This window comes from Stenotrophomonas sp. LM091 (assembly GCF_001806305.1).
GTDB classification, from domain to species: Bacteria; Pseudomonadota; Gammaproteobacteria; order Xanthomonadales; family Xanthomonadaceae; genus Stenotrophomonas; species Stenotrophomonas bentonitica_A.
The window spans coordinates 293,617-307,211 of sequence record NZ_CP017483.1 but is presented as its reverse complement, the minus strand read 5'-3'; the positions used below and the strand labels follow the sequence as shown (position 1 = coordinate 307,211).

General features: G+C 69.1%; 10 protein-coding genes. 4 read left to right on the top strand and 6 right to left on the bottom strand.

From position 1 onward, the window contains the following. Window positions 1-47: 47 nt before the first annotated feature. The 5 genes from BIZ42_RS01300 to BIZ42_RS01280 form a co-directional block, all read right to left on the bottom strand. Window positions 48-3,149, bottom strand: a complete 3,102-nt coding sequence (locus BIZ42_RS01300) for an error-prone DNA polymerase (RefSeq protein WP_070425315.1) — start codon at window positions 3,147-3,149, stop codon at window positions 48-50. Further along, complete coding sequence (locus BIZ42_RS01295; RefSeq protein ID WP_070425314.1) at window positions 3,146-4,561, bottom strand: DNA polymerase Y family protein; 1,416 nt, start codon at window positions 4,559-4,561, stop codon at window positions 3,146-3,148. Before BIZ42_RS01295 ends, BIZ42_RS01300 begins: the two co-directional genes overlap by 4 nt. Window positions 4,562-4,570: 9 nt before the next feature. Then, complete coding sequence (gene imuA / locus BIZ42_RS01290) at window positions 4,571-5,188, bottom strand: translesion DNA synthesis-associated protein ImuA (RefSeq protein WP_070425313.1); 618 nt, start codon at window positions 5,186-5,188, stop codon at window positions 4,571-4,573. A gap of 256 nt (window positions 5,189-5,444) precedes the next feature. Beyond that, window positions 5,445-5,879 carry a glyoxalase gene (locus tag BIZ42_RS01285; protein ID WP_070425312.1) on the bottom strand — a complete coding sequence of 145 codons (435 nt, stop codon included), beginning with the start codon at window positions 5,877-5,879 and terminating at the stop codon, window positions 5,445-5,447. After that, the gene (locus BIZ42_RS01280; RefSeq protein ID WP_172838022.1) at window positions 5,801-7,141 is read right to left on the bottom strand and encodes an MFS transporter; all 1,341 of its coding nucleotides are present in this window, start codon (window positions 7,139-7,141) and stop codon (window positions 5,801-5,803) included. Before BIZ42_RS01280 ends, BIZ42_RS01285 begins: the two co-directional genes overlap by 79 nt. 75 nt (window positions 7,142-7,216) lie before the next feature. Between BIZ42_RS01280 and BIZ42_RS01275 the strand changes: the two genes are divergently transcribed. Then, window positions 7,217-7,660 (top strand): helix-turn-helix domain-containing protein, encoded by a 444-nt coding sequence (locus tag BIZ42_RS01275; RefSeq protein WP_070425310.1) that lies wholly within the window; start codon window positions 7,217-7,219, stop codon window positions 7,658-7,660. 268 nt (window positions 7,661-7,928) lie between these two features. Then, window positions 7,929-10,748 carry a glycoside hydrolase family 3 C-terminal domain-containing protein gene (locus BIZ42_RS01270; RefSeq protein WP_083279757.1) on the top strand — a complete coding sequence of 940 codons (2,820 nt, stop codon included), beginning with the start codon at window positions 7,929-7,931 and terminating at the stop codon, window positions 10,746-10,748. Between the two features lie 38 nt (window positions 10,749-10,786). Here BIZ42_RS01270 and BIZ42_RS01265 read toward each other — a convergent pair whose 3' ends face one another. After that, window positions 10,787-11,683 (bottom strand): LysR family transcriptional regulator, encoded by an 897-nt coding sequence (locus BIZ42_RS01265; protein WP_070425309.1) that lies wholly within the window; start codon window positions 11,681-11,683, stop codon window positions 10,787-10,789. 106 nt (window positions 11,684-11,789) lie between these two features. Here BIZ42_RS01265 and BIZ42_RS01260 point away from each other — a divergent pair, with 106 nt between their 5' ends. Further along, entirely contained in the window at window positions 11,790-13,145 is a 1,356-nt protein-coding gene (locus BIZ42_RS01260; RefSeq protein WP_070425308.1) for an MFS transporter, read from the top strand. After that, entirely contained in the window at window positions 13,142-13,537 is a 396-nt protein-coding gene (locus tag BIZ42_RS01255) for a DUF4440 domain-containing protein (RefSeq protein WP_070425307.1), read from the top strand. The genes BIZ42_RS01260 and BIZ42_RS01255 overlap by 4 nt, the downstream gene beginning before the upstream one ends. The last annotated feature ends 58 nt before the right edge of the window (window positions 13,538-13,595 follow it).

The following is a 13,595-nucleotide window of genomic DNA, read 5'->3' as shown; positions in this document are numbered from 1 at the left end:
AAAATTCTGGAATTACCACCAGACCGTGAACCCGGTCACGGGATGGCTCAGCGGAAATCGCGGCTGTGGGTACGCACCCCATCGATCAGCGTATCGATGTTGTGCATCTGGCGCACGATCAGGTGCTGCACGCCGTCCACGCGTTCCAGGCGGCCATCGATCTGCATCATCCGGGCTTCGACCAGCACGCGGTGCTGCCGGTCGGCGATCTTGCGCCAGACCACCGCGTTGACCATGCCGCATTCGTCTTCCAGGGTGAGGAAGGTGACCCCGCTGGCGGTCTGCGGGCGCTGGCGCATGCGTACCAGCCCGGCAAAGCGCACGCTGCGCCCATGTGGCAATGCGGCCAGTTCGTCGGAACGGTGGCAACGGCGCTGACGCAGCTGGCTGCGGATGAAGGAGACCATGTGCCGGCCCAGCGTGGTGCCGGTGGTGTTGTAGTCGGCCTGCATGTCCTGGAAGGCGCTGGGCAGCGGCAGTGGCACGGCGGCTTCGGTGGTGGCACGGGCGGTCTCGAACAGCGGCAGCGGCTTCTCCACGCCGGAGACTTCCCAGCGCGCGCGATGGCGATGGCCGCTCAAGCCCTTGAGTGCGCCGGCATCGGCCAGCAGGCCTTGATGGCGACGGTCCAGCCGGGCGCGCTGGCTCAGGTCGGCGACGCTGTCGAAGGGCGCGCGGGTGCGTGCCTGCACCACGCCGGTGGCGACATCTTCGCTGAAGCCATCGATCAGGCGCAGCCCCAGCCGGATGCCGAACGGCCGGCCCGGCGAGGCGGGAGGCACCAGCGTGCAGTCCCATGCGCTGTAGCGCACATCCACCGGCAGCACCGGCACGCCATGGCGGCGCGCGTCCTGCAGGATCTGGTCCGGGGTGTAGAAGCCCAAGGGCTGGCTGTTGATCAGGCTGGCGGCAAACGCGGAAGGGTGGTGGCACTTGAGCCAGCAGCTGACATAGGTGATCAGCGCGAAACTGGCCGCGTGGCTTTCCGGAAAGCCATAACTGCCGAAGCCCTTGATCTGGTCGAACAGGCGCTCGCCATAGTCGCGGCTGTAGCCATTGGCGGCCATGCCGGCAAGCAGCTTGTCGCGGTGGGGCTCAAGCCCACCGTGGCGTTTCCACGCCGCCATCGAGCGGCGCAGTGCGTCGGCCTGCCCGGGGCTGAAGCCGGCGGCGGCGACGGCCAGCTGCATCACCTGTTCCTGGAACAGCGGCACGCCGAGGGTGCGCTTGAATACCTTCTCCAGGGCGGGCGGGTAGTCGATCTCTTCGATGCCTTCTTCCTTCAGCCGCTTCCGTCGATTCAGATACGGGTGGACCATGTCGCCCTGGATCGGGCCCGGGCGCACGATCGCCACTTCGATCACCAGATCGTAGAAACAGCGTGGCTGCATGCGCGGCAGCATCGCCATCTGCGCGCGCGACTCGATCTGGAACACGCCCAGGGTATCGGCGCGGCAGATCATGTCGTAGGTGGGCGCATCGCCCTGCGGAATCTTCGCCATGGTCATCGGCGGTCCGCCATGCGTTTCCAGCATCGCCAGGCATTTGCGCACCGCGGTGAGCATGCCCAGCGCCAGGCAGTCGACCTTCATCAGGCCGGTGACGTCCAGGTCGTCCTTGTCCCACTGGATCACGGTGCGGTCGGCCATGGCCGCGTTCTCCACAGGCACCATCGTGGACAGCGGATGTTCGGAGATCACGAAACCGCCCGGGTGCTGGGACAGGTGGCGCGGGAAGTCGACCAGTTCACTGGTCAGCGCCACCACGCGCCGCATCAACGGCGTCTCCGGATCGAAGCCGCGTTCGCGCAATGCCTCGGGCAGCGGCTCGTGGCTGCTCCAGCGGTCTAGGCAGGCGGCCAGTTCGTTGACCTGGTCCGGCGGCAGGCCCAGCACCCGCGCCACATCGCGCACCGCGCTGCGGCCACGGTAGCTGATCGCCACGGCGGTCAGTGCCGCACGCTCGCGGCCGTAGCGGTTGAACACGTACTGCAGCACTTCCTCGCGGCGTTCGTGTTCGAAGTCGATGTCGATGTCCGGCGGCTCGTCGCGCTCGGCGGAGATGAACCGTTCGAACAGCAGCTCCATCTCACTGGGATCGATCTCGGTCACGCCCAGCACGTAGCACACCGAGGAATTGGCGGCCGAGCCGCGGCCCTGGCACAGGATCTGCTGGCCGCGCGCGAAGCGCACGATGTCGTGCACGGTCAGGAAATAGGACTCGTACTGCTTGGTATGGATCAGCGCCAGCTCGTGTTCGATCTGGTGGCGCTGCCGGGGCGTCTCGCCCGCTGGCCATCGCCATTGCATGCCTTCTTCCACCAGCACCCGCAGCCAGCTGGCCGGGTCGTGGCCGGCCGGCACCAGTTCGCGTGGGTAGGTGTACTGCAGTTGCTTGAGATCGAAGTGGCAGCGCTCGGCGATGCGCAGGGTTTCGGCCAGCAGTTCGGGTGGGTAGAGCGTGGCCAGGGCCTGGCGGGTGCGCAGGTGGCGCTCGCCGTTGGGGAACAACCGCCAGCCGGCTTCGCCTAGCGTGCAGTGGTGGCCGATCGCGGTGAGGGTGTCCTGCAGCGCGCGGCGGCGGCGCACATGCATGTGCACATCGCCGCTGGCCACCAATGGAATGCCCTGGTCACGGCCGAAACGACGCAGGCGCTGCAGGCGCGCGCGGTCGTCGGCCTCGCGGTGTAGTTCAACCGCCAGCCACAGCCGCTGCGGGAAGCAGGCCTGCAGCCACTGCGCATCCTCGATGGCCGGGGCAGGCGCCGGCCACAGGCACAGCAGGCCGGCGTGCAACTGCTCGATGTCGCTGCGCAGGCAGCGGTACTCGCCCTTGGGTGCACGCCGGCGGCAGGTGGTGATCAGCTGGCACAGCGCGGCGTAGCTGCCCTGGTCGGTGCACAGCAGCACCAGTTTCGGGCCGTCTTCCAGTTGGAATTCGGCGCCGGTGATCAGGGGCAGCGCGTGCTTCTGCGCGGCCTGCCAGGCGCGCACGATGCCGGCCAGCGAGCACTCATCGGTGATCGCCAGCGCGCGGTAGCCCTGGCCCTTGGCACGCGCGAACAACTCCTCGGCGATGGACGCGCCACGCTGGAAACTGAAGGCCGACAGGCAATGCAGCTCGGCGTAGTCGGGCAGGGGCGCGCTCATGCGAACCAGCCGTGCAGCATGAACGGCCCGCTGCGTGCATCGGCGGCGGTATACGCCCACCCGCGTTGGCCCTGCGTGGTTTCCACCACGTAATAGTCGCGGCGGATGTCCCCGGCATCCCACCACCCCGATTCGATCCGTTCCGGTCCGGACAGGATGCGCAGGTGTGGATCCTGCAGCGCCTGCGGCTGGGCCAGCAACCAGCCCGGGCGCATTGGCAGCGGCGGCGGCGGTGCTTTGGGGGCGCCCTTGGCATCGCCGGTCGCGCGTTCGGGCCGATGGTCGGCGCGCAGCCCCAGCCCCTGCACGGCATCATCGCCGAGCCGGGCACGCAGGCGTTCGCGCAACTGCTCCCATGGCATCGCCTGCTGCGGGCGCGGGTCGAACAGATCGCGTGCGGCCGGGACGAACGGCGGCAGCTGCTCGGCCTGCAGGCGCAGGCCACGGCTGCCGGCGGGCAACTGCAGATGATCGACGCGGTTGCGGGCCAGTTCGAACAGCATTGCCGGTTCGCGTTCGGGGGCGAGCAGGCCGATCGAGAGCCGTGTGTCGGGGTGGTTTTCGTGTTCGAACCACAGATCGAACTGCAGCACGCCGCCATCGCGCGAGCACAGGAACGCGGCCAGGTCGGCGGTCAGGCGCCGCAGCGGGAACAGCATCGCCTGGGTGGACTCGACCTCGTACTCGAACTCGATGCGCGCATCGAAGCGGTCCGGTGGCTGGAAATAGCGCAGCGGTGGCGTGCTGATACCGCGCAGTGCATCCAGATGCGCAAGGACCTGCGCTGGAAAGCGCCGGGCCAGGCTCTCGCGCGGCAGGCCGAACGCGGCGCCCAGCGTGCGCAGGCCCGAGCGCGCGAGCACCGTGACCGCCTCGGCCGGCAACCCGCTGCGTTCGATCGGCACCTGGGCCAGGGCCGCGTCCAGCTGGGGTGCAGCCACGCCGAGCCGCCCATGCACGCGAGCCAGCACGCTGGCGGCATGCGGATTCGGTGCGGCCACCAGCCGATGCCGGAAACCCAGTTCGGTCAGGCCACGGGTGAGCCGCTGCTCGACCTTCGGCCAATCACCGAACAGCGCGCGGCTGGCCCGGATTTCCAGCGCCATCGCATGCGGGAAATCCAGGCTGACCTGTGAGCTGATGCCGTACAGCCAGCTGGCCAGCAGGTGGCGGGTGGCCTGCTCGGCGCGTGGGTCGTACTCCACGATGAGCATGTCGCGGGTCAGCACCTGCGCGGCCGAGAGCAGCATGCCGCGGCGCAGCCCGCGCTGCCGGGCCGAGGGGCTGACCGCGTGCAGCACGCGCCGCTGCGCCGGGCCGGTGACCAGCACCAGTGGCGCGTCCGGATCGGGTTGCTGGCGCAGGGCGGCATCCAGCGCCAGGTGCGGCAGCAGCAGGCAGGCCCAATCCACGGCGGCGGCTCAATGGGCCACGGCCAGCGGCAGCGGCTGCGCCGGTGCCAGCCCGCCACGGCACTTGAGCACCCGCACCTGGCCATCGTCGAGCTGCAGGCGCAGCGCGGCCGGGGAGGGATTGCGCGCATGCCGGGCATCGCGGAAGGAAAAGCCCAGGCACTGGCCGGTTTCAGCGGCCACCTGCAGCCGGCGCAGCGCGCGGTCATCGGCCTGCTGCGGCCAGCACAGCACTGCCGCGCAGGCTGCCGAGCGCAGGCATTGTTCGGCCGCCCACAACGCATCGCGCGGGCTGGCCTGGACCACCTGCACCTGGCTCAGTGCCAACCCGGCGCGTGCCCAGGCCGGGGCATGCGGCAGGTGCGGCGGGGCGATCAGCACCACGGTCTGCTGTTGCTGGCTCAACCGCGCCAGGGTCGGCCAGACCAGCGCCAGCTCACCGACCCCGGGCGAGGCCAGCAGCACTTCCGACAGGGCCGAGGGCGGCCAGCCACCACCGGGCAGGCGGGCATCCAGTGCCGGGTGGCCGGTCGGGTGCGGCGCTAGCTCGGGGACCGCCGTACGCGGCTGCCCCCGCCAGACCCGGCGGGTTTCCAGCAGCCGGTCCAGGGCCAGCACGGCGCCCATCAGCGGGCCTCCCGGCAGGGCTGGAGCAGGCGGAAACGGGCGGGAAACAAGGGCATGGCGGCGAGTATCGGCAGCACGCGTGTCAAAGGCTGAGACCGACAATCCTACCCGCAATTAGTAAAAATGCTAACGAATTCGACAGCCGGATTCCGAACCGGTTGAGGGTGCTGAATGCTTCAGCGAGAGCATCCACGCATGGCGTGGATCTACACGGGAGGGGGGCTGGGCGCCCTGTCGATGTACACCGAGCGGGGTCTTAGCGCCCCTGCGGATCAGGCCGGTGGTGCACGTACTCGACCACGGTACCGTCCGGATGCACGGCGTTGAAGGCCGCGCCGGTCGGTACGACCTGCAGCGGGAAGATGATCTGCGCCCCGGCCGCCACCAGCCGGTCGTAGTACGGCTGCACGTCATCCACCAGCAGCGTGCCGGTGGTGGAAGTGAACGGGGCCAGCTTGTCCGGCGCGCCTTCGATCAGCAGGAACGCCCCGACCATCGCCAGGCGCAGGCCGGCCTCGGGGAACGGGAAACCCGCATCGGCCACCACGCCCTGCAACTGCTCGTAGAACGCCACCCGCGCTTCCAGTTCGCCCGGGCCGACGAACACCCGGATCAGCACCCGCGGGCTGCGTTGCCGGGAGGTGTCGTTGCGGTCGCGCCAGAGTTGATCGAAGTGGCGGTGTGGGGGCATGCGGTCGCTCCGGGACGTGAGCGGTCATTATCGATCCGCGATCCACCGGGAACCGGGCTGGGCTCATGACCACCGGTGATGGTGTGATAACCCCGCATCGCCCACCACGCCAGCAGTGCCAGCAGCGAGACGGCAGCGCCGGCCATGCACACCCCGGGCCAGCCGAAGGCGGCATACAGCGCACTGCCGGCCAACGCGCCCAGCCCGCTGCCTGCCGCGTAGAACAGCATGTAAGCGGCGATCCCCTGTGCCTGCGCGTGCGGTGCGGCGGCCAGGATCCGGCTCTGGTTGGTGACGTGCAGCGCCTGCACGGCCAGATCGAGCAGCAGCACGCCCAGCACCAGCCAGCCCAGGTGATGGGACATCGCCGCGATCGGCGCCCAGCTCAGCAGCATCAGCCACAGGGCCCCGGTGGTGACCCGCCCGGCATGGCCCCGGTCACTCCAGTGCCCGCTGCGGGCCGCGGCCAACGCACCGAGCAGGCCGACCAACGCGAAAGCGCCGATGGCGGTGTGGCTGAGGGCATAGGGTGGCGCGCTGAGTGGCAGGCTCATGCTGCTCCAGAACACCCCGAACACGGTGAACAGCAGCAGGCCCAGCACGCCGCGCTGGCGCAGCACCGGCTGCTGCCGCAGCAGCGCGAACACGCCGGTCCGCGCGCTGTGTGCGGCCGACACAGGCAATCGCGGCAGCCGTGCCCACAACAGGGTGCCGGTCACGATCATCAGCACTGCCGAGAGCAGGTACACCGCGCGCCAACCGCCCAGATCGGCCACCGCCCCGGCCACCACCCGTGCCAGCAGCAACCCGACCACCACGCCTGCCTGTGCGGCGCCGACCACCCGGCCACGCTCGTGCTCGCCCGCCGCGGCGGCGGCGTAGGCAATCAGCCCCTGGGTCATCGCGGTGCCGAGCAGGCCCACCGCCAGCATCCCCAGCAGCAGGCTCCAGGCCTGCGTGGCCAGCGCGACGGCCAGCAGCGCCAGCACCAGGCCGCCGGTCTGGACCGCCATCAGGCGGCGGCGGTCCATGCGGTCGCCCAGCGGCACGATCCATAACAAGGCGGCGACCGAACCGAGTTGGGTCGCCGCGATCACCGTGCCGATGTGGCCGGTGCTGATCTGCAGGTCGGCAGCCAGGGCGTCCAGCAGGGGCTGGGCGTAATAGACATTGGCCACGCTCAGGCCGGCCGCGCAGGCGAACAGCATCAGCAGGGACGAGGGGAGCGGGGAGGGGGCAGTGCCGGATGCGCTGGTCGCCATCAGTAAGTCTCAAAATAGAACCAGTTGATTCTGCAGGATGTGGTTCTAAAATGAAACTGTGAGCGGAGAATCCTGATGGCCACCGAGTCGATGACACCCTGCCCGGTCGGGCGCGCGCTGGACCTGGTCGGCGACCGCTGGTCGCTGCTGATCGTGCGCGAGGCGTTCGATGGGGTCGGGCGCTTCAGTGATTTCCAGCGCCGCCTCGGGATGTCGCGCAGCATGCTCAGCCAGCGCCTGCAGGCCTTGCTGGAGGCCGATGTGCTGGCGCAGCAGCCGCTGGAGGAGGGGCGCAGCTACCAGCAATACGTGCTCACCGAACGCGGCCGCGCGCTGTTCCCGCTGGTGGTGGCGCTGCGGCAGTGGGGCGAGGCCTTCCTGTTCGCGCCGGGCGAGCCGCGCTCGGTGCTGCAGGCCGACAGCGATGGCCTGCCCTTGGCGCTGATGCAGCCGCGTGACCAGCACGGGCAGGTGGTGGCGGCTGCCGACACCCACGTGATCAAGCCGCCGTCGCCCTGATTCGGGCCGGGTTTCGCTGTCTCAAATGTAAGCATCCTGTTGACAGGCATGAACACGCTCGGACACTCTTCCGGGGTGAGGTGCCGGCAAGGGCCTCCCGGGTGGTGCGGCTGTCACGACGGGCGGAGGGGCCTGGACGTAGCCGTCATCGCCTTGCGTTGTAAACGGTTCCGCGCCCCTGCGCGTGGTTCCCGCCGATATGGCGCTGCACCCTTCTGCGGCAAGACTCCCTGGATTTATTGCGCAAGCAAAGGTGTTTCGTCCGCTCATGAAAACGATTTCAAAGCCCCTGGCCCTGACGGCCGCCATCGCGCTCTCGCTGAGCGCTTCCGCCTGGGCCGCTGCCCCGGCCGCCGCCACCGACGCGTTCACCGTATTGACCTTGGAACAGACCCCGGGTGAGCTGGATGCGGCCGTGGTCGCCGCACAGCTGGAACAGCTGCAGGTCGATGCCGTGACGGTGCGCAACGTGGAGCGCCGCGCCGACCGCGTGGATCCGCTGCAGGGTCTGGCCGATGCGCTGGGCTATCACTATCGTTTCGTGACCGCCGATCCGGCCGCCGCGCAGCAGACCGGCAGTGTCGTGCTGACCCGCCTGCCGATCGAGGCCGAGTCGGGCACCGAACAGCCGTCGCTGAATTACCTGCGCCTCAACGATGGCCGCCATGTGGTCGCGCTGTACACCAGTGCCGCCGATGCCGCCGCGCTGCCGCCGCTGGTCACCGGCTCACGCCTGGGCGCACCGGCCGTGCTGCTGGGCGCGGTGAGTGCCGATGCGGCCACCACCGCCGGCTTCGATCCGTCGCGTGTCGCGCTGGAAGCCAACGAAAGCTACTTCAGCGACGGCTTCCAGTCGGCGACCTCGGCCGCCATCAAGCTGCGCACCCATGACGGAAAGAAGGGCACCACCGCGGCCACGCTGCTGACCCTGGGCTACACCGCGCCGGTCGGTGGCGATACGCCATGGATGGACACCGGCCTGAACGCCGATGCCCGTGCCAAGGCACTGGTCGCGCAGATGACCGTGGACGAGAAGTTCCAGATGCTGCACAGCTACTTCGGGCTGGGCAAGGACGGCGGCCCGCTGCCCGAAGGTGCGGTCGGTTCGGCCGGCTTCGTGCCGGGCGTGCCGCGCCTGGGCATTCCGGCGCAGCAGTCGGCCGATGCCGGCGTCGGCGTGACCAACCCGGGTGGCCTGCGCAAGGGTGACCATGCCACGGCGATGCCGTCGGGCCCGTCCACCGCATCGAGCTGGAACCCGGACATCGCCTTCGCCGGCGGTGCCACCATGGGTCGCGAAGCCTGGCAGCAGCGCTTCAACATCCTGCTGGCCGGCAGCGTCAACCTGCAGCGCGACCCGCGCAACGGCCGCAACTTCGAATACGCCGGTGAAGATCCGCTGCTGGCCGGCGTGCTGGTCGGTGAGTCGATCCGCGGCGTGCAGAGCCAGCACGTGATCTCCACGATGAAGCACTTCGCGCTGAACGACATGGAGACCTCGCGCAATTTCCACAGCGCCGAGATCGGCGAGCAGGCGATGCGCGAATCGGACCTGCTGGCGTTTGAAATCGCCATGGACATCGGCAAGCCGGGTTCGGCGATGTGCTCGTACAACCGCATCAACGGCACCTACGGCTGCGAACACGATTACCTCATGAACGAGGTGCTCAAGCAGGAATGGAAGTTCCCCGGTTTCGTGATGTCCGACTGGGGCGGCGTGCACAGCGGCTCGAAGGCGGCGCTGGCCGGCCTGGACCAGCAGTCGGCCGGTGAAGTGTTCGACAAGGCGGTCTACTTCGATGAGCCGCTGCGCCTGGCCGTGGCCGGTGGCGTCGTGCCGCAGGCGCGCCTGGACGACATGGTCGGCCGCATCCTGCGCACCATGTTCGCGCACGGCAACTTCGACCTGCCGCCGGTGCACGAGCCGATCGATGACGAGGCCGGCTTCCTGGCCGCACAGCGCACCGTTGAAGAAGGCAGCGTGCTGCTGCGCAATGCCGATGACCTGCTGCCGCTGGGCAAGGATGTGCAGCGCATCGTCATCATCGGTGGGCATGCCGACAAGGGCGTGATCGGCGGTGGTGGTTCCTCGATGGTGGGCTGGACGGCCCGCGGCACCAATGCGGTGCCGGGCGTGATGCCGACCACCTGGCCGGGCCCGGTGATCTTCCACCCGTCCTCGCCGCTGGAAGCGCTGCGCGCCGAGCGTCCGGATGCCCGCATCGATTACGTGGATGGCCGCGATGTCGCGGCCGCCGCGCGCGCTGCTGCTGCGGCCGATGTCGCCATCGTGTTCGCCACGCAGTGGTCGGCCGAGTCGGTCGATCTGCCGCACATGCAGTTGCCGGACAACCAGGACGCGCTGATCGCCGGGGTGGCCAAGGCCAACCCGAAGACGGTGGTGGTGCTGGAAACCAATGGCCCGGTCGAGCTGCCGTGGCTGCAGCAGGTGCCGGCCATCCTGCAGGCCTGGTATCCGGGTATCCGCGGTGGTGAAGGCATCGCCGCGCTGCTGACCGGCAAGGTCAATCCGTCCGGCCGCCTGCCGGTGACCTGGCCGGTGGATGTCAGCCAGCTGCCGCGCCCGCACGTCAACGGCCTGGGCTTCAACCCGAAGAACAAGCCGGATGACACCATCGACTACGACATCGAAGGCGCCAACGTCGGTTACAAGTGGTTTGCCGCCAAGGGCCTGACCCCGCAGTACGCGTTCGGCCATGGCCTGTCCTACACCAGCTTCGGCTACGACAACCTGACGGTGGTGGTGGAAGGCCAGCGCGTGGTCGCCAGCGTGGACGTGCGCAACACCGGCAAGGTCGCCGGTGCGGATGTGCCGCAGCTGTACCTGCAGCTGCCGCAGGGCAGCACCACCCCGATCCGCCTGATCGGCTTCCAGAAGGTGACGCTGCAGCCGGGCGAAAGCCGCCGGATCCGCATCGAGGCCGAGCCGAAGACGCTGGCCAGCTTCGACACCGCCGACAAGCAGTGGAAGATCGCCGGTGGGCAGTACGAAGTGCAGCTCTCGCGCGCGGCCAATGCACCGGTGCAGCGCGTGCCGCTGGAGCTGGCCGGGCAGGTGGTCCGCTGAGCTGACGGGCAGGGCACGACCGTGGGTCGTGCCTCCGGTCACCCCGGCAGGTGCTCGCGCAGGTGCGACAGCAGCAGCCGGACCCGGCGCGAGGGCTGGGCGGTGTTGGGAAACACCGCATACACTCCCTGGCGCGGGAAGCGATGACGGCGCAGGATCGGCAGCAGCCGGCCCTGCGCCAGATCGTCATCGATCAACCAGTGCGGCAACACGGTCGCGCCGGCCCCGGCCAGCGCGAACGCCCGCAGGGTGGAGGCGTTGTCAACCGTGACCACCGCATGGGCGGGGTTGCAGGCAAACAGCTGGTCGCTGCCATCGGGCGCCACCAGTGGGAGATCCGCCAGGCGCGGATAGCCCAGCCTTGGCAGCGTGCGGACCCAGTCCGGATCATCACGCGCGGCCTCATCGGGCAGCGTGGCCAACAACGATGGCGAGACGACCGCGCACAGTGCGTGTTCGTCCAGCAGGGTCGCGCGCAGCTGCGAATCCTGCAGGCGCCCCAAGCGGATGGCCAGATCGAACCGCTCGGGAATCAGGTCCGCCGGCGCCGGTGAGGTGGACAGGTGCAGGCGCAGCTCGGGATGCAGGGCGCGGAACGACTCCAGCACCGGCACGACCCTCGCGATCGCATATTCCGGCGTAGTGGTCAGCCGCAGCGTGCCGCGCAGCTGCAGCTGTTCGCTGCGTGCTTCCTCGATGGCGAGCTCGGCAGTGGCCAACAGCGCCGTGCAGTGCTGGTAGAAGCGTTCACCGGCCTCGGTCAGGGCCAGGCTGCGGGTATTGCGTACCAGCAGGGTCACGCCCAGTTCCTGTTCCAGCCGCTTGAGGTTGAAGCTCACCACGGCGCGGCTCTGGCCGAGGCGCTGTGCGGCAGCGGTCAGACTGCCGGCATCGACAATCGCCTTGAAGGTCTCGAAGCGGTCCAGGCTGACCATGGGGGCGCTCTGACTGTCAAAAATGGTTTGACAGTCTTGCATCCGGTTGCCCGTTTATCCAGCCGCCGCCAACGCGCATGCTGCCGCCTCGACATCGGAGCGCGCCATGACATACCGGGCCAGAGTGGAAACGCTGTACCTGCTGGGATTCTCGCTGGATCTGGTGAACATGTTCATCGGCACCGTGGCCTATCCGGCCATCGCCGCGGAGCTGCAGGCCTCCGTACCGCAGCTGGCGTGGATCGGCAATGGCTACATGCTGGGCCTGACGCTGGTGATTCCACTGGGCGGTTGGCTGGCCGCGCGCCTGGGCGAACGCCGGGTGCTGTGCCTCTCGCTGGCCCTGTTTACCGTGGGCGCCGTGCTGGCAGGCACCGCGCCGAGCATCGAGTGGCTGATCGCGTGGCGCCTGCTGCAGGGGCTGGGCGGTGGGCTGTTGATTCCGGTGGGGCAGGCGATGGCCTACCGCGAATGCCCGCCGGCCGATCGTACGCGACTGACCGCCCGCATCATGGCGGTCGCACTGCTGGTGCCGGCGCTGTCACCGACGCTGGGCGGCCTGCTGGTGGAGTGGGGCTCGTGGCGCGGCGTGCTGCTGGTCAGTGTGCCGCTGGCCGTGCTGGCCTTCGCGCTGGCGGCCGCGTGGGTGCGCCCGGGTGCACCGGTGGCCGTGCCGGCATTGGACCGGCGTGGGCTGCTGCTGGGCTCCGTGGGCCTGAGCGCGTTGCTGGTCGCGCTGGGCCTGCTCGCAGCGCCGGGGCAACGGATGCTGGGCGCGTGCCTGTTGGTGGTCGCCACCCTGGTGCTGGCGCTGTATGCCCGCAGTGCGCGCCGGACGGATCATCCGGTCCTGCAGTGGTCGTTGCTGCGGCATGCGTCGCTGCGGCTGGCGATGACGGTCTACCTGCTGGTGCCCGGGACCTTCATCGGCACCCAGCTGGTGGCGACGTTGCTGCTGCATGGGCAAGGCTACGGCGCCGCCGCCATCGGTGGCTTCATGCTGCCGTGGGCGATCGCCTCGGCCTGTGCGATCGCCACGGCACGGCACTGGCTGCCGCGCATCGGGGCGCGCCCACTGCTGAGTGCCGGGATGGGATGCCAGGCCGTCGGTATCGTGCTGCTGATCGCCGTGCAGGCCCAGCAGCCCTGGCTTCCCGTGCTGGCCTTCGCGCTGATGGGCCTGGGTGGCAGCCTGTGCAGCAGCAGCGCCCAGACGCTCGCCTTCCAGAGGCTGGCCGATGCGGAGCTGCTGCCGGGCAGCGCGCTGTGGAATCTCAACCGCCAACTCAGCTTCTGCCTGGCCGCCGCGGTGCTGGCCTGTGTGCTGGCGGTGCTCTCTTCGGTGACGTGGGATCACGCCTTTGCACTCACCCTGGTGCTGGCGGCGGCCATGAGCCTGCTGCCGCTCCTTCCCTTGTGGCGCCTGCCGGCGTCCGCCCTTTCCTTGAGAACCTCCCCATGAATGACACCTTTGCCTTCAATGAGATCCACGACCTGCATGTGCTGATCGAAGACTGGTTCACCGGCCGCTCGCCGGTGGCGGCGCTCGATACCCTGCTGGCCCGTTTCAGCGAGGACTTCAGCATGGTCGGCATCCGTGGTGTCCGCCTGGACAAATCCACGCTGGCCGGCTTCTTCGCTGCCGCGCATGGCAGCCGGCCGGGATTGCGCATCACCATCGATGCAATGACGTACCTGCCGCTGGGCACGGGCGCATGCGCGGTGCGCTATCGGGAAGGCCAGAGCGACGCACAGGGCACCGGCAATCGGCGCGAGTCCTTGGCCATTCTTGTTGGCGGCACCGACGGCATGCTGCGCTGGCAGGCTTTGCACGAAACGGTGGTTGGCGGCTGAATGGGGACGAAGGCCCTGCGCCAGGCCAATCGGCATCTACCGGTGCGGGCCGGGCAGC